This is a genomic window from Pseudomonas sp. JE3303 (assembly GCF_056312565.1).
In genome coordinates, this window is record NZ_JBWGIF010000005.1 from 104,793 (window position 1) to 120,405 (window position 15,613).

The 15,613-nt window shown below is 56.7% G+C and carries 15 protein-coding genes; 5 read left to right on the forward strand and 10 right to left on the reverse strand.

What is annotated here, in order from left to right:
- Window positions 1-202 precede the first annotated feature (202 nt).
- Both AC0ZZU_RS08825 and AC0ZZU_RS08830 read right to left on the reverse strand, forming a co-directional pair.
- Window positions 203-1,255, reverse strand: a complete 1,053-nt coding sequence (locus tag AC0ZZU_RS08825; protein WP_476340141.1) for an ADP-ribosylglycohydrolase family protein — start codon at window positions 1,253-1,255, stop codon at window positions 203-205.
- Between the two features lie 11 nt (window positions 1,256-1,266).
- Entirely contained in the window at window positions 1,267-1,521 is a 255-nt protein-coding gene (locus AC0ZZU_RS08830) for a hypothetical protein (RefSeq protein WP_476340142.1), read from the reverse strand.
- A 118-nt stretch (window positions 1,522-1,639) separates the two neighbouring features.
- Here AC0ZZU_RS08830 and AC0ZZU_RS08835 point away from each other — a divergent pair, with 118 nt between their 5' ends.
- Window positions 1,640-2,515: a WYL domain-containing protein gene (locus AC0ZZU_RS08835; RefSeq protein ID WP_476340144.1), complete on the forward strand. Its 876-nt coding sequence runs from the start codon at window positions 1,640-1,642 to the stop codon at window positions 2,513-2,515.
- Window positions 2,516-2,815: 300 nt separating this feature from the next.
- Here the strand turns inward: AC0ZZU_RS08835 and AC0ZZU_RS08840 are convergent, their stop codons facing one another.
- The gene (locus AC0ZZU_RS08840; RefSeq protein ID WP_476340145.1) at window positions 2,816-4,333 is read right to left on the reverse strand and encodes an ATP-binding protein; all 1,518 of its coding nucleotides are present in this window, start codon (window positions 4,331-4,333) and stop codon (window positions 2,816-2,818) included.
- Between the two features lie 471 nt (window positions 4,334-4,804).
- Here AC0ZZU_RS08840 and AC0ZZU_RS08845 point away from each other — a divergent pair, with 471 nt between their 5' ends.
- On the forward strand, window positions 4,805-5,428 hold the full coding sequence (locus AC0ZZU_RS08845; protein ID WP_476340146.1) for a glutathione S-transferase family protein: 624 nt from the start codon (window positions 4,805-4,807) through the stop codon (window positions 5,426-5,428).
- Window positions 5,429-5,615: 187 nt separating this feature from the next.
- Entirely contained in the window at window positions 5,616-6,203 is a 588-nt protein-coding gene (locus AC0ZZU_RS08850) for a LysE family translocator (RefSeq protein ID WP_476340147.1), read from the forward strand.
- Here AC0ZZU_RS08850 and AC0ZZU_RS08855 read toward each other — a convergent pair whose 3' ends face one another.
- The 7 genes from AC0ZZU_RS08855 to AC0ZZU_RS08885 form a co-directional block, all read right to left on the reverse strand.
- The gene (locus tag AC0ZZU_RS08855) at window positions 6,204-7,004 is read right to left on the reverse strand and encodes a helix-turn-helix transcriptional regulator (protein ID WP_476340148.1); all 801 of its coding nucleotides are present in this window, start codon (window positions 7,002-7,004) and stop codon (window positions 6,204-6,206) included.
- 74 nt (window positions 7,005-7,078) lie between these two features.
- Window positions 7,079-7,420 (reverse strand): type II toxin-antitoxin system TacA family antitoxin, encoded by a 342-nt coding sequence (locus AC0ZZU_RS08860; protein ID WP_476340150.1) that lies wholly within the window; start codon window positions 7,418-7,420, stop codon window positions 7,079-7,081.
- A 422-nt stretch (window positions 7,421-7,842) separates the two neighbouring features.
- The gene (locus tag AC0ZZU_RS08865; RefSeq protein ID WP_476340151.1) at window positions 7,843-8,691 is read right to left on the reverse strand and encodes a helix-turn-helix transcriptional regulator; all 849 of its coding nucleotides are present in this window, start codon (window positions 8,689-8,691) and stop codon (window positions 7,843-7,845) included.
- 108 nt (window positions 8,692-8,799) lie between these two features.
- Entirely contained in the window at window positions 8,800-10,080 is a 1,281-nt protein-coding gene (locus tag AC0ZZU_RS08870; protein WP_476340152.1) for an MFS transporter, read from the reverse strand.
- A 203-nt stretch (window positions 10,081-10,283) separates the two neighbouring features.
- Window positions 10,284-10,466, reverse strand: a complete 183-nt coding sequence (locus AC0ZZU_RS08875) for a DUF2783 domain-containing protein (protein ID WP_476340153.1) — start codon at window positions 10,464-10,466, stop codon at window positions 10,284-10,286.
- Window positions 10,463-12,178 (reverse strand): FAD-dependent monooxygenase, encoded by a 1,716-nt coding sequence (locus tag AC0ZZU_RS08880; protein WP_476340154.1) that lies wholly within the window; start codon window positions 12,176-12,178, stop codon window positions 10,463-10,465. Before AC0ZZU_RS08880 ends, AC0ZZU_RS08875 begins: the two co-directional genes overlap by 4 nt.
- A 350-nt stretch (window positions 12,179-12,528) precedes the next feature.
- A complete protein-coding gene (locus tag AC0ZZU_RS08885; protein WP_476340156.1) occupies window positions 12,529-13,146 on the reverse strand; it encodes a helix-turn-helix domain-containing protein in 618 nt (205 codons plus the stop codon).
- A 133-nt stretch (window positions 13,147-13,279) separates the two neighbouring features.
- On the opposite strand from AC0ZZU_RS08885, the gene lhpI reads away from it, so the two are divergent.
- Entirely contained in the window at window positions 13,280-14,230 is a 951-nt protein-coding gene (gene lhpI, locus AC0ZZU_RS08890; RefSeq protein ID WP_476340158.1) for a bifunctional Delta(1)-pyrroline-2-carboxylate/Delta(1)-piperideine-2-carboxylate reductase, read from the forward strand.
- Between the two features lie 93 nt (window positions 14,231-14,323).
- Window positions 14,324-15,571 (forward strand): NAD(P)/FAD-dependent oxidoreductase, encoded by a 1,248-nt coding sequence (locus tag AC0ZZU_RS08895; RefSeq protein WP_476340160.1) that lies wholly within the window; start codon window positions 14,324-14,326, stop codon window positions 15,569-15,571.
- Window positions 15,572-15,613: the final 42 nt, after the last annotated feature.

Consider the following 15,613-nt stretch of genomic DNA (forward strand, 5'->3'; position numbering starts at 1 on the left):
AGCGCCTGCGCCCTTGCAAAACTCTGTTACCAAGCGGTCGTGAATGCGAGTCCGTTGTTGCTTGCCAAATTTTCAGGAGCGTCAGGCAGCAGTACCTGTTCAGCCTTTTCAATGTACCGTTCAATTAGTGGCTAATGCGCTCTTACCCTAAGCTGGTCAGCTTCTTTTAAACTACAGAGCAGAATAATCTCGATCACTTGCTTCAATCCCCCGGGTAATCCCTGGCAATCTCCGCATCGAACTCGCCATAAACCCCGCAGAAATCCCGCGGAACCCGCTCGATATCTTCCGCGACACGTTCAATCACCTCGCGCAGTTCGAGCTGCTCATACCAGACCGTCGGAATCGCCGCCGTACCGTATTTCGCGCCAAGAAGATGCCCTGCAATGAGGCCGATACTGTCGCTATCACCGTCATGGTTGACCGCCATGATCACGCCCTCGTCTAGGCTGTCGGCGAACAACGCGCACCATACGCCAATGGCCAACGCTTCTTCCGCAACCCAGCCACCGCCGAAGTGAGCGATACGCTCCGGCGTCGGCCGGTAGTCTTCGTAAAAGAACAGCAGCACCCGCTCCAGAGCGCTTCGAACCTCGTCCATGCCTTCAAGCCGACCATACCGAGCCAGGCTTCCGGTCAGTGCGTGCTCCAGGCTAGCGGACTGGTCGACGATGCGCTGAAGGATGTCAGCGAACATCCCCGCAGCCAGGTAGCCCGAGGGATGACCGTGGGTCAGTCGGCCTGATTCGCTGGCGAACTCGAACGCCTTGCCGAAGAACGCGCAAGGCGCCACCCGCATCACAGCACCACAGCCTTTGCTGTTGTTCTGCGCGGGCTCGCCGAAGCGTTTCGCCCTTTGCAGCGATTGAATGCAGGTATTGCCGGGTGCCCGCCGCGACCACAGTGCCTGGTTACCGATAAGCCAGCCGTTGCTCTCGACGTCGCGCATGCACGGGTAGTCCTGGGTCAGCAGCCAACGCAGCAAAGCATGATGGATGACCGACGGAACATGGCAGATCCCCCGGGAGCTGCCCCGCACGAAGGCGCGCAAAAGGCCTTCGGCGGTGAAGAGCATCATCTGCGTATCGTCGGTCACGGCGCCTGTCAGGCCGTAGGCTGGGGCAAAGTCAGTGATTCCTTCGGCACCGAACCTGGCCTTTATCTCAGTCCATTTCAGAAACTCCACGGGCGCGCCCAGTGCATCACCTACGGCGCCACCCAGCAGGCAGCCTTTGATACGATCCAATCTGTTCATGCTTTCTTCCTTCATACCGTTGGCAACATGGCCTGCAGAATTTGGACTCTGCGTAGCAGTTGCTGAACATGCGCTTTTTCCGCCCGTAGTGCTGATTGCAACTCAGCATGCCTTTCAATTCGCCGCTGCCGCTCTTGCGTGCTGGCGCGCCACTGCTCGAGCACTTGGCCCATTTTTTCGAGCCGCAAGTACTGCATCAGCAAAACCGTCAGAATCGCCCAAAGCATCAGCATCGCCACCACGCTCAACCAATCCCAACCATCCATATCCTGTTCCCTCGAACCGCGCCTGTTCACACTTGGTGGAGACACGATATGTAGCTTTACATGACACGTCTATTCTGTAGTCTTGTACAGGTAAAGTATTCGCACAGATGGAGACGTGATGAAGCGCAAGCAAGCAATCGAGCAGGTACGCTGGGACCTGGCACTTCGCTATCGTTTGATAGAGACCGTTGCCTGGTGGGAGGGCCGGCTGACCACGGGGCACCTGATCCAGAGCTTCGGGATCAGTCGGCAGCAGGCGTCGAAGGACATCAACACCTACATCAACGAACATGCGCCTAAAAACCTTACATATGACAAACAGCTGAAGGGCTACGTCCCCAGCAAGCAGTTCAAGCCGCTGTTCATCGACGACAGCGCCAGCGCCTACCTCCACCTGCTGTATCAGAACAATGCGCGCGCTCCCCATATCGAGGGGTTGGCGCTGGCGTATGCGCATACGCTGGTGCTGGAAGTGCCCGATCGGTCGATCAAGGCGGAAATTCTGCGGCCACTGCTGAAGGCTTGCCGGGAACATCTGCGGTTGGAGATCGAATATGTCTCTCTGGCCAACCCGGAGCCGGAGGTGCGGTTGATTGCGCCTCATACGTTGATCTATACCGGCATGCGCTGGCATGTGCGGGCGTACTGCGAGAAGAACCAAGCGTATCGGGATTTTGTGCTTAGCCGCTTGCGTGGGGTGCCGGAGGTGATGGATGACATCACTGAAAACGGTATCGAGGGTGATGATGAGTGGAACACCGAAGTGCCGGTGCTGATCATCCCGGACGAGCGACTGACGGCGACGCAGAAGGCAATCATCGAGACTGACTTCGGGATGGTGGACGGCAAGCTGGAGATCCCAAGCCGGCAGGCGCTGGTGAAGTATGTGCTGCAGCGGTATCAGATCGATCCGAAGAAGCTTGATCCGAAGCCTGAGGCACAGCAGATCTGGGTGGGGAACTTGAAGGGGTTGAAGGCTTGGTTGTATGACTAGCCTCAGCACTGGCCACGTTGGGGGGTCACTGTAAGGGTGTCAGCAGTGCTGACACTCTTGCACAGTCCGAGAGCTGATGGTTCATATGGCCCTAAGTATGAAGGGTTTCTCAGATGTGGTCGGCGTTCTAGAGCTTGAGGTAAGGGGTGTAGGTAAGGATCAAGCACTTCCAGCGCTCGGCGAGGCATGGGGCGGCTGTGACCGCCATCGGACCCATAGCTGCCCTTCGCGATGGGCAGCTATTCACAAGGTGAAGGCCGGATTCGTATAGGGCAACTGGGCCGATCAAGATTTGGCAATCTACAAATCCAGACCTTTTACATATTGCATTGCTTTCTCAAGAATATATTTCTTGATGTGGGATTCTGCCAATGTATTTTGGCCACCGCTAATCTCTCCTGGGATTCCTCGATCTGTCGAACGCCACGTTGGTTCTAAGCAAATGTAATCTTGGTCGCCGATGTGTATACAAATGTCTGGTTTTAACTCACACTTGGGTAGGGATTTTTTCTCGGTGGTTATGGTTATGCTAGGTGCGTCCTCTTTCAGGCATTCTGCCAACAATAATCCGACAGATTTGTTCAGCTGCTTGTCGCCTTTGCTGGCGCTTGCCTGCATACGTCTAAATTCATTTGACGTTTCATCAATGTCTCTGTTGTTGCCGGAATACGGGCTAGTGGGAATGCTAATCTCTTCTAAGATGGACTTGTAAATTTTGCTAGCGCGTAAAGTTGTTTTAGCTGAGTCTATATTGACCGAGGGCTGTTTTAGTACTTTGGTGGTCGACTCATCCCCGAATGCCCTCACCGCTGCGAGAGAGATGTTCGGGGGAAGTCCAAATAGACGAAGATCGATTGCACGCAGCAGGTGTGCCATTGAGGCTCTCTTGGCTTTCCAATCCGCTACGTACAGAGATGTGTTATCGGGATGATCGATGAACTCGGCTACCAGATCAATGTCTACTCTGTTTCTCGTTCCCTGTGTCAAGGACGACACTGTTGATCTAATAACTGAGGGCACGTCTCCGGGTAACACAATCCACAGGCGTGCTCTAACTCGATTCTTAAGAACGGACCAAGTTTTCTGTCGTTGCTGCTCAGCATGCAAGTCAACAGCGTTGAAGAAATCTGCGATCGTCTCATTGCCGCTCAGAAGGGAGTTGGCGATATCTAACGTAATACCGAATGCTTCCAGACCGTCACCGGTAAGGTTTCGCGTGGTGGTGTCGGCAATATGATAAAATCGTTCCTTAGGCAGTCCTGTGAACTGATAAAGACCTTTAGTTAGAGTGTCAGTCATAGAATCACGGCCAGTTATCCATGCCTCATTTGCAATTTTCACCGCCTCAGGGTTACGGGTTATTGGCCATAATACAAGTGCCGATCCCTGTGGGTCGCGAAAGACCTCCAACAGCTCAGCAAACATTTCACTGATAGCGCCAACGTCAGAACTTGAAGGATTGTCCCGACGTTCAATCAATATAATTCGTGCGTCCGTATCATTGGGGACAAATTGCTCTAATACAAATTGTGGTAGCTCCTCGAGTGGGGAGCTTTTGGGAAAAGATAGGACACGAATGTGCTGGAAATGTTTCGGTAGGGTTTTTAGGAATGTAGTTTTTCCGCTGCCGGACAGCCCATAAAAAACTTCGAATAAACCGCCGCCACCGGTTTTTACCCTTTGCAGCAGATGGTCAATACGGTCTGCTGCGGAATCTACGCGCTCTACGAATTGCCCTGCGTCCAAGCCTGCAGCAAGTGCTCTTTGCTCGAGAAACTCCCACCGTTTTGGCAATTCTAACCTGGGTAAGGTGTTCATCTTTCGAATGCATCCTTTCATATTGAAATTTGAGTATTTTGAGATGTTCGGCGCATTCCCCATATTTTAGTCAATGTGGGGAACTTGTTCAGTGTCTGCTCAATCGTATCTAGTACGAAGACACATGCGATCAACGCCTAGCGCCTAGCCTCTCGGAAATTTTTCTTTCGGACGGCTCCCCTTAAGCCCACGCATTCGGACGCCCTCGGCTGCGGTTCAGTACGCGATGCTAGCAATATGCCTCCTCGGACGCAATTTAGTATTTGATGTGAATTCCGGGTTCGCTCGAATCATTGGACAAGACTGCCTGTTGCCATTTTGCCGGTACTGACCATCTTCAAAGGGCAACTCAGGGTCGATAGCTGCCGGCCACAACAACTGTTTTCGACTATAAACGGCCAACAAGCCGCGATCCTTGGCCGGTGAACTACCACTGTGGACGATCACCTCTCCCCAGATAAGGACGCCAACATGCTACGGATATTGGGCGAAGGCTCTTCCATCAACGTACGAAAGGTCCTATGGACCTGTGCCGAGATCAACCTCCCCTTCGAGCGGGAGGACTGGGGTACAGGTTTCAAACCCACCGACACCCCCGAATTCCTCGCGATGAATCCCAATGTCATGGTCCCGGTCATCCAGGACGGCGACTTTACACTGTGGGAATCCAACACCATCATCCGCTACCTCGTTACGCGCTACGGGGAAGCCTCCCTCTACCCAGTCGAAGCGAGCGCTCGAGCCAGAGTCGACCAATGGATCGATTGGCAAGCCTCGGACCTCAACAGGTCCTGGATCTACGCATTCATGTCCTTGGTCAGACACTCACCTTCCCATCAGGACCATCACGCACTCGCCGCCGGCTGCGCGGACTGGTGCCGGCACATGCAGATACTGGAGCGACAACTCGCTTCAACTAACGCATACGTCGCCGGCGATACGTTCTCGCTGGCAGACATACCCATTGGTCTTTCGGTCAATCGATGGTTTGAAACACCCTTGGATCATCCCCACCTGCCGGCAGTGAACGACTATTACGAGCGATTGAGCGGGCGCCCTGGCTTTCGTTTGCATGGAAGGAACGGGACACCCTAGTCAAGAGTCGAGCCGGGATAACGCTGGCGCCCAGCTTAGCCATCAAGACGGTCTGGCCGGCCGCACAGACAACAAGCCGATTAGAGCGGTTATCGATGCAAAGCCACCACAGGGCAATTTCCTTCAATACCGTCATATCGTTTCATCCTACCTTCACCACTCCCTCACGAGCACTGAAGGTTCCGAAATGAGCATTGTCCTGTCCATGGCCGCTTTCGCCCTGGCCTGCTCCATCACCCCCGGCCCGGTCAACATCATCTCCCTAGGCTGCGCAGCGCGCTACGGTTTCCGCGCCGCCCTCCCCCATGTCACCGGCGCAACGCTGGGGTTCATCCTGCTGCTTCTGCTGATCGGTCTAGGGCTGCATGAAGTGCTGAGCCAGTGGCCGTTACTGACCCAACTGATTCGTATCGCTGGCGTGATGTTTCTACTGTATCTGGCGTACCAGTTGATGAGCGATGACGGTCGATTGAGCACCGCGCAGGAGCAAAAGGTCCCATCTGCATTGAGCGGCGCACTGCTGCAGTGGCTCAACCCCAAGGCCTGGCTAGCCTGCCTGGCTGGGATGGGCGCCTTTGTGGCCGACGGCGACGTGCTGATGGTGTGGGTGTTCGCCCTGCTCTATCTGGTGATCTGCTGGCTGTCGCTGGCCAGCTGGGCTTGGGCCGGTGCCTCGTTGCGAGGCTATCTGGAGCGTACTGCCGGGATACGCTGGTTCAACCGGGGCATGGCTGCATTGCTGGCGGGTAGCGCCGTGTATTTGTTGCTGGAGTGATCAGCCCCGATACTGCCCTGGGGTGGCGGCCAGGGTGCGTTTGAACAAACGCTGTAGATGCGCTTGGTCTGCGAATCCAGCCTGGGCCGCGACTTCGGCGATGCCGTCGCCCCGGCGCAGGCCATCGCGAGCGAGCTGGAGGCGGCAATCAATCAAGTAGCCGTGGGGCGTCAGCCCGTAGTGCGCCTTGAACGTGCGGATCAGATAGGAGGGCGATAGCTGCACCGCAGCAGCGATATCCTCCAGGCGCAGGGGCTGTGTGCAATGCTCGCGGATAAACTCTGCGGCCTGAGCCATCTTGTGTGGGGCGCACGCAGTGTGGTCGTTGGCGGTCTGCAGCCGTGCCACCAGTCGCTGGAAGAAATTCTGCACCGCGGCCTGCATGATGTCAGGGGGAATGCCGCTGTCCGTCAACACGACGTACAAGCTATCCAGTTCGGCAAACAACGTGGGATCGGTGCTGTAGTTCTCTGCGAAGGGGACGAAGCCGTCTTGTGCGCCGATACCTGCCTGGCGTTGTACCGAGGCCAGCCAACCTGCATCGACATAGAACATGCGATAGGCCCAGGGTTGGTCATGCAGAGGGTTGCAGGCATGGACTGCCCCTGGGTTCATCAACACGACACTTCCGGCCGAAATGTAGCGGGTGTGATGGCCATTGAGGTAGCTGCTCTGCCCCGCCATGATTGCGCCGATGGAGAAGGTCGCGTGAGCATGGCTTCCGTGGCTGAAGGTGCGGCCATCCTCGACATTGCGGATCTCGATATGGGGGACAGCCGGGTGACGCCAGTAGTGAGACATAGGCCCTCCGAGCCAGCGCGTCTTTATGTTCAGTCCAAGTGTAGTGGCAGGACCATAACATGACCGACCCCAGCTCACTGGCCATGACTGTCGCTACCCCGAGCTATTCTACTACCTCGTGCACGCTCATTTTTCTTCCTCATGAGTTTCACCAGGGCTGGGGGTGGTGTTGCTTCTACATCGCTATTGCGAAGAACTCCCTGTAAGCGGGAGAAAGCTTCCTCTGAAAGCTCCAAGCAGTTGTAGCTACCCATTACTGCTTCGGCTTCTTTGAAGGCAGAAGCCATAATGAACGAACTCATGTCCAGCCCTGAAATGGTTGCTGCTTGGCGAATAAAATCCTTGGCGAACTCAGTCGTCCTGATCTCAAGATGCACAGTTTTTACTGAATTCAAGTTTTCAATTAATGTAGACATCGGCCACCTGCCATTGTATCTATTTGGAAGTTTCTTCCTTACGCCGGCTATATTTTCTGATAGCGCTTTCGCTATTTATATTATTTAAATTTTTAATATTTTTAATATTTTCTATCTATCTATTTTCAGTTTGATTTTTACCTTCAGCCTATTTATCAATTCCAGATTGCTTATCTATTATCTTATATTTAATTATCAGTCCGGGTTCGTTTGAGATTGCGTCAGTACGTACAATTGCCGGGTCCACCACCGATGTCAAGGTCGTACGTCAATGTACGGATGACGATTGCAGCCGCACACCATGCCAAGCCCGCCGAGCTAAGGCAGCTACGGCCTGAACACGTTCATCGGGGTAATAGGTCAACGGTTGCGGCCAGGCGGGAGCCACCTGCAGGGGGCTTGTACCTTGGGTAGAGCCCTCATCAAACGGCCTTCGCCTGGTTTCGTTGCAGCGTATCCGTCCACTTCGGTTCGATCGCCATCGCAAGCAATTCACGTCGACTGGAAATGCCCAGCTTGCGGTACAGGCGTTTGATATAGGTGGCGGCGCTGGAATGTTGAATGCCCATGCTCAAGCTGATGTCATCAACATCGCTGCCACCGAGCATCAGGTGGAGCAACTCCTGATCACGACGGGTGAGTTGCGGATAAACCCTGGTCACCCGCTCGCTGAGCAGCGCCGGCATCTCATTCGCTTCGAGATACGCTCGATAGTGAAGCCGAACGAGCTGAATGATCAGCGGTGCCATGGTCTCTATGAAGTCGATCTCATCGACATCAAAGCGGCCATGCTCGCGCCCGCGATAAAAATTCACCGAGAGCCACCGATCCCCTTCGCAGTGGCTGAGCAGGGCGACCCGTTCGGAAATCTGCGGCTGCTCGTAACAGATGCGTCGATAATCACGATGAATGATGTCTTCGAGCGCCTGGCGCTGGATCAGAATACGCTCGGAGTTCGATGCCATTGAGCGGGCACTCATGGCTTGCCGATTGCCATCCATGCTGTAGAAGCGTTCAGCGTAATTGCTGGAAATATTGGAGAGCTGGGGCATGCGGGCGCGGTCGGCAAAGGAAATGATCTGCGGACTGCGATGCGGTGGATAAGCGAAAATAGTGCACTGAGCCAACGGCACTTGCACACCGACCAGCTTGAGCAAATCTGCAGCCAATACCTTGCTTTGCTGCTCACCCACGCGGGAGAGCAGGCTCGCTATGTGTACGACATCCAGGCGGATATCGCCGGTGTGTACCCTGAGGGGCCAGTATTCCATGATGCCTCCGGGCGACTCTGGTTCTTATCCATCCTGGGAACGGACAGAACAGCACTGTAGCGCTTTCTGCCATGGACAAAAAGCGCGGACGCCGTACCGTCATGGCGCTTACGCTGTTGGTCGGACGGTACGGCCTGGCGAGCGCAAGGACGGCAGCATGAGGGTGAGCAATGAGCCGATCATCAGCAGGACCGCGGCATAGACGATCCCTGCGGTGAAGTTCTGGGTCAGATCCTTGAGCCAGCCTACCACGAGCGGGTTGAGTGCCGACCCGATGTTGCCCATGGCGTTGATGACGGCAATGCCGATGGCGCGAGCCCTGAAACTCATGGCCTGATCGGGCGTGGTCCAGAAAATCGACATCGCCGTGTACGAACCCGTGGACGCCATGCAGATGCCGAGCAACTGCACTGATGAATGGCTGCCATAAGCGGCAAACATCCATCCAACAGCGGCAAACAGCATGGGTAGCACCAGGTGCCATTTTCGCTCCTGGGTACGATCGGAGTGCAGCCCCCAGATGATCATGCCGATGATGGTACATATCTGGGGAATAGAGGCCAGCAAGCCGATGGTGCTGTTACTGCCGGTAGTGCTGATGCTCTTGATGATCAGCGGTGTCCAGACGGCGATCATGGCCAGCGTGTTGACCAGGCAGAAATACACCAAGCTGAATAGCAGCACGGTAGGCGACAGCATTTCATGCAACAGACTGACGGGTTTTTCCTTGGCAGTGCTGGCGGCGGGTTGATCTTCGGCCAGGGCTTGCTGCAGATGATATTTTTCGTCGGCGTCCAGCCAGTTGGCTTTTTGTGGACTGTCATCCAGATAATAAAGCACCACGAACCCGACGATTATCGAGGGCGTTCCTTCGAGCAGGAACAGCCATTGCCAGCCGTACATGCCCCAAGTGCCATCCAGGCTCAAGATAAGTCCGGAGATGGCGGAGCCGATGCCAGCGGTAAAGGGCATCGCGATCATGAACAAGGCGTTGGCGCGCGCGCGATAAGCGGACGGAAACCAATACGTCAGATATAGCAGCACGCCAGGTAGAAAGCCTGCTTCGGTGATGCCGACCAGTATCCTCAACAGATACAGGCTCTGGGCATCGGTAGCGAACAGCGTTGCCGTGGAGGCCATGCCCCAGGCAATCATCAGGCTGGCGATCCATTTGCGGGCGCCGACCCTTGCCAATGCAAGATTGCTGGGTATGCCGCAAATGATATAGGCAACATAGAACAGCGTCGTCGCCAGGCCAAACTGGGTACTGCTCAGCCCAAGATCGTCCATCATGGTCAGGCCGGCGAATCCGATATTGATGCGGTCGAGAAAGGACAGTACAAAGCACAGGAACAGGAATCCAAGCAGGCGTTTGGACACCTTGCTCATGACGCCTTGCTGACGAGCCTTATCGGAGGTTGCCGACGGTGTTAGGGGGGCGAAAGTGCTAGACATTTCAGCTCCTGAATTATTATTAGATAGAGCTGCGCCAGTCGCTGTGCCAGCCTCATGATTGTTGCTGGTGCAACAGCGTTCTGGATGATTCTTGCCAGGCCGGCGTCCGTCGAGACGACGGCCTGTTCAGAGGGCGTTTACAAATCCTGCAGCGCCGACTGCAGAAGGGTCTTGAACGTCTGGGCATCGCCCAGTGTGTTGGCGCTCAACAGCGCCAACTTAACCAGAAACAGCTCTGCCTTGGCGGGCGTGGCTTGGTCCAGGGAATCGGCCAGCAGGTCATAAACGTGTTCCAGGTCCTGTACCGTCGATGTACTCATTGCAGCTCGTCTCCGTTGTTGCCAAGGGCGATGTGAACAGCAGTGCGCAATTGCTCGGCTGTCAATTGTTCCCAGCGAGCACAGATGTGCTGGTCCGGACGCACCAGATAGGCGCCGTTCCCGGTGATACCGAACTTGTTGGCAATATGCCCGTGCATGTCCACGATCAGCTGGTCTGCACCATCGATGCTCGTTTGCCCAACCTTGGCGACCGCAATGAGCTGCAGGGGGATGCCACTGCTGCGGAGGCGCTCCACCTCTGCTTGCAGGGCCTCAGGAATCGACGTGCCGTCGGTGAAGTGGAGCAGGTAAAAACTGGCGCCCAGATGGTCGAACAGGTAATCGTCCTCGGCCAACTTGATATTGAACAAGGGAGCGCCGTTGCGAGGCCCGGCGTTGAAGTGCCGGTTGTCGTCAGTCTGGCAGTTGAGCGCCGATTCTGCGTAATCGTGTGGACGCGAGGTGCGCCAGTGATACAACGGACGAACGAACGGCTGGGTCAGCGAGAGTGATAACACTGCATCGCGGACCAGACGATAGCCGGGTGTAGGCGGCGCCATGAAGCGCGTACTCTTGCCTGCTTCGCCGATGATCTCCCGCGCAGCGCATACCCGCTCTTCGGTATAAGAGCGAAGAAGTTTCGGGCCGGCCAGCCCCTTGATCTCCAACGCCAGCTTCCACACCAGGTCATGGGCATCCTGGAAGCCTGTGTTGGCACCCCGCACGCCGAAAATTGGCAATAGATGTGCGGCGTCTCCAGTGAAGATCACGCGGTTGTGGATGTAGTCGGGGAGCGTCAAGGCGCGCGCGGAGTACACGGAGCTCCAGTCCATTTCCCACTGAGGATCGTCGATGCCCATCATGTTCAACTGGGCGTTGATACGGGTAGCTAACGATTCAGGGGTCAGTGCTTGTTCAGGCGTCTCCCCTTCCGGGAGTTGATAGTCGATCCGCCAGATGTTGCCGGGCTCGCGATGCATCAGAACGGTGTTGCCTCGGTTCCAGACGGGATCGAAATAGGCCAGGCGCTCTGTCGGCAAGTCCAGGTTAATCTTGATGTCGGCAATGACAAAGCGGCCTTCATAAGAGGCACCCTCAAGCTTCAGTTCAAGCAGCGAGCGGATCGCCGAGCGGGCACCATCTGCGGCCACCACCCAGTCCGCGTTCAGCGAGTAAGTGCCCGCAGGGGTGTCTATGTTCAAACGGGCGAAATCAGTCTCTTGTTCAAGCTCGATGACCCGGTTGCCCCAACGAATCTCCACCAGAGGATTGGCTTCTGCGGCTTCGACGAGGAGCTGTTCGAGGCACGGCTGTTGCAAGTTGGTCATGGGCGCATAACGGTCGTCCGGGTCGTGCGGGGTTTCCATGCGAAACACCAGTTGATCACGATAGAACGAGTTGCCGCATGACCAGGGCAGGCCCATTTCCGTAACGCGGTCGGCCACGCCTACTTGCTGGAGGATTTCCATCGATCGCCGCGTGAAGACAATCGCGCGGCTGCCCTCACTGACTTGTCGCTCCGACTCCACCACCACGCAAGGAATGTTGTGACGAGCCAGATCAAGGGCGATGGTCAGCCCAATCGGACCCGCGCCTACAACCACGACGGGTTTTCGCTCAATCTGCTCAGCGCCAGCACTTCTGGTATAGGCCGGAAAGACCTGATAATCGAAATAGATCGAGCGTCGTGGCTCGCTATGGGGCAGGTACATGACGCTGCATCTCCTATTGTTTTTATTTGAGCTCAGAGGCCCTTTCTGGAAATGACTGTACTTGAAACGGTGCTGAACGATGTTCCCTTAAGGGGACAATTGATGGGTACCCGCAGCGGCCGTTCCTTGGAGGTCCCGCCCGTCCCTCATTCAAGCCCAACGTATGGATGATCCGTACCTCACCCGATCGTCCGGAGCTTTGCAATATCTCTGCTTGGTGGAGCACCAGACAGCCTGCTGTACTCCCTGCTGAATTGTGCAGGAACTGCATGGCTGGAGGGTGATCACAGCGAGTATGTGGATGACACAGGGTTTCCAGCGCCCGTTGTACAAAGGGTGTAGCGCTCCCCCTACCGCAAGTCCGCGTGCGAACTTATCCACAGCACCGTCGCATCCTCCGCTGTACCAGACACACACGCATGCCCGATCGTGCTGTCGTAGTAGCACGAATCGCCCGGTCCCAATTCCAGGGGCGCGTAGCCTTCGGTGTGCACGATCACCTGCCCGCTCAGCACATACACCATCTCTTCGCCTTCATGGCTGAGCAACTGCGGAAACTCGGCGCGGTCGTGCGCGCGAATGGTCGTCACCAGCGGGACGAAGCGCTTGTGGGCCAGGTCGGTGTGAAGGATTTCGTAGGAGTACTGGTCGGTGCGGTGGGGTACGCCCTGCGCGTGACGGGTCACGCTTCTGCGCCTTGGCGCAGCAGCGCTGGTCGCCGGGCTGAACAGCTCACCGACTTCCACATCCAGGCCTGATGCCAGTGCGGCGATCTTCTCGTAGGTCGGCGACAGCTGGCCGTTTTCTATTTTCGAGAGCGTGGACACGGAAATGCCGCAGCGCTTGTTCAACTCCTGGAGGGTCATGGCTGCGTTGCGTCGCAGCCATCGCAGTTTTTCAGCCAGGACGCTGCTCGAGAGCTCTGGAGCGCTCGGCGCCAGAGCGGTTTCGCTATTTTCTGGAATCATAAAGGTCATCCGCACGCAGCAACCATCTGACCAAAGCACTGGACGAGAAGGTTTCTTTTACGATATAAATTTTCTTATACGAAAAAAACAGGCGAGATGAGTCAACCATCCCCGGTATCGAGTGGAGCATAGCATGCACGTTCTCAGTCAAAGCCAAACAACTGCACAGCTGCCGTTTGACCTGCTGATCCAGGCCATCGAGGCCTTTTTCAAAGAAGGTTGCGAGGTACCGCTGCGGCACAACCATGCCATCGCCGGCGACACCACCGATGAAAACGGCATCCTCCTGCTGATGCCTGCCTGGCAGCCGGGCAAGCGGCTGGGGGTCAAGACGGTTTCCATCTTCCCGAACAACCATGCCCACGGCCTTCCGGGGCTGCATTCGGTGTTCATCCTGTACGACGCTGCGACCGGAGTGCCTCTGGCGATCCTGGATGGGGACGTGATCACCTCCAGGCGCACTGCGGCCGCTTCAGCGCTGGCTGCCAAGTGGCTGAGTCGTCCAGACGCAAGCACGTTGCTGGTGGTCGGAGCCGGACGCGTGGGCAGCTTGCTACCGGAAGCCTACCGATCGGTGCGTCCGATCGAACGGGTTCTGGTGTGGGATATTCGCCCCGAGTCAGCGCAGGCGATGGCGGCCAACCTGCGGGCACAAGGCATCGATGCGCAGGAGGTCGACGACCTGCAAGAGGCCGCAGGCGACGCTGACATCGTGACCTGTGCGACCTTGTCGACTGCGCCGTTGATCCATGGCCAATGGCTGAAACCGGGTACCCACCTGGACCTTATCGGCAGCTTCACGCCTGCCATGCGCGAAAGCGATGACCAGTGTTTCAGCAAGGGCACGGTGTTCATCGACACAGCCGAAGCGTTGCTGAAAGCGGGTGATATCCTCGCGCCGATCGAGAGCGGTGCGTTCAGCGAATCGCAGGTAGCGGCGACATTGCAGCAACTCTGCCGCGGTCAACACCCTGGACGCTCCTGCGCCGACGAGGTGACCGTCTTCAAGGCGGTCGGCACCGCGCTGGAAGATTTGGCTGCCGCTTCGCTGGCCTATGACGCATTCCAGGCAAGCCCTGCGTAAATGCAAGTATGAACGGGCCATCGACGATGGCTCGAACCCGGTATCCACATGCGATCCGCCATAGCGTGCCGATCAAGATCAGGGGTCTGACCCATGGAAACTTCCAATAGCTACGCTGTGGTTGGCGCAGGCCTGATCGGCCTTTGCACAGCGGTGGAATTGCTGGAGCGAGGCTGTCGAGTCACCTTGCTCGACCCCAATACGCCCGGCCATGGAGCGTCGTACGGCAATGCTGGTTTCATTGCCACAGAGCTCATTGAGCCGTTGGCTACCGGCGCGAATATCCGCAACGCCTGGTCGATGTTGAGGGATCCGCATGGGGCCTTGGCCGTGCCGGTGAAACACTGGCGCCACAGCCTTCCATGGATGGTTCGGTTTGCAATGGCAGCCCGTACACAGTCCGTTGAGAAAGGCCGCTGCGCTTTGGCCGCCCTGCTCAAGCTCGCAGTACCCGCCTGGCAGGCGCTGCTTGACAGGGAAGAACTCGCCTCACACTTGCGTCAGACTCATTACATGCGTGTCTGGGAAAACGCTCAGGGCCTGGGTGACGCTCGGGCGGAACAGGACTTTTATTCTGCCTGGGGAATCGCAGCGCAATTTGCCGACAGCAACCAGGTGGCTGCTCTCGAGCCGGCCTTGCGTAGGCGGATCAACCACGCGATTCTGCTGCCCGATGCACATCGTGTAGGCGACCCCTATCAGCTGAGCCAGGCGCTGCTGAGACGGGTTATCGAACGCGGCGGCGAACGGCGGCAAGAGAACGTGCTTTCCCTTCGTCCTGTCGGCAGCGGCGTGGAAGTGAAGACCGCCAATGGCATACACACTTATGGCAACGCAATAGTATGTGCGGGCGCGCATAGCGCGGCGCTGCTCGAGACGTTGGGACTATCGGTCCCGCTGATGGCAGAACGCGGCTACCACCTGAATCTGCCCCAGGTCCATGGGTTGATCAACGGTCCGATCTGTTCCGCTGACCGCAACGTCTTTATTTCGCCGCTGGACGGCGGCCTGCGGATTGTCGGTTTCAGTGAGTTGGGCGGCGTGCAGCTCCCTGCCAACCCGGCCCGCTATCAAACCCTGCGTCATCACCTCGGCGCCCTGTTGCCGCAGACCCAGCCTGACCTGGGGGCAGCAACCGAGTGGATGGGCATGCGGCCCACCCTTCCCGATTCACTGCCGGTCATCGATACGCATCCACACTGTCCGCAAATCGGCTTCGCCTTTGGCCATCAGCATGCCGGCCTCACGCTCGCCGCCCTGACCGGCAGGCTGATATCCGATCGCATGACCGGCCAGGCCAACAGTCTCGACCTGCGGCCTTATTGCATCAACCGGTTCTGACTCTTCGCGCAAGGACATGACAATCCGTTGCGATACTAATAA

Excerpts from the sequence above, each read along its gene's own strand:
- AC0ZZU_RS08865 (WP_476340151.1), bottom strand. The coding sequence starts at position 8,691 with ATGGAATACTGGCCCCTCAGGGTACACACCGGCGATATCCGCCTGGAT.
- AC0ZZU_RS08870 (WP_476340152.1), bottom strand. The coding sequence starts at position 10,080 with ATGAGCAAGGTGTCCAAACGCCTGCTTGGATTCCTGTTCCTGTGCTTT.
- AC0ZZU_RS08855 (WP_476340148.1), bottom strand. The coding sequence starts at position 7,004 with ATGTCTCACTACTGGCGTCACCCGGCTGTCCCCCATATCGAGATCCGC.
- lhpI (WP_476340158.1), top strand. The coding sequence starts at position 13,280 with ATGCACGTTCTCAGTCAAAGCCAAACAACTGCACAGCTGCCGTTTGAC.
- AC0ZZU_RS08825 (WP_476340141.1), bottom strand. The coding sequence starts at position 1,255 with ATGAACAGATTGGATCGTATCAAAGGCTGCCTGCTGGGTGGCGCCGTA.
- AC0ZZU_RS08835 (WP_476340144.1), top strand. The coding sequence starts at position 1,640 with ATGAAGCGCAAGCAAGCAATCGAGCAGGTACGCTGGGACCTGGCACTT.
- AC0ZZU_RS08880 (WP_476340154.1), bottom strand. The coding sequence starts at position 12,178 with ATGTACCTGCCCCATAGCGAGCCACGACGCTCGATCTATTTCGATTAT.
- AC0ZZU_RS08875 (WP_476340153.1), bottom strand. The coding sequence starts at position 10,466 with ATGAGTACATCGACGGTACAGGACCTGGAACACGTTTATGACCTGCTG.
- AC0ZZU_RS08860 (WP_476340150.1), bottom strand. The coding sequence starts at position 7,420 with ATGTCTACATTAATTGAAAACTTGAATTCAGTAAAAACTGTGCATCTT.
- AC0ZZU_RS08845 (WP_476340146.1), top strand. The coding sequence starts at position 4,805 with ATGCTACGGATATTGGGCGAAGGCTCTTCCATCAACGTACGAAAGGTC.
- AC0ZZU_RS08830 (WP_476340142.1), bottom strand. The coding sequence starts at position 1,521 with ATGGATGGTTGGGATTGGTTGAGCGTGGTGGCGATGCTGATGCTTTGG.
- AC0ZZU_RS08885 (WP_476340156.1), bottom strand. The coding sequence starts at position 13,146 with ATGATTCCAGAAAATAGCGAAACCGCTCTGGCGCCGAGCGCTCCAGAG.
- AC0ZZU_RS08850 (WP_476340147.1), top strand. The coding sequence starts at position 5,616 with ATGAGCATTGTCCTGTCCATGGCCGCTTTCGCCCTGGCCTGCTCCATC.
- AC0ZZU_RS08895 (WP_476340160.1), top strand. The coding sequence starts at position 14,324 with ATGGAAACTTCCAATAGCTACGCTGTGGTTGGCGCAGGCCTGATCGGC.
- AC0ZZU_RS08840 (WP_476340145.1), bottom strand. The coding sequence starts at position 4,333 with ATGAACACCTTACCCAGGTTAGAATTGCCAAAACGGTGGGAGTTTCTC.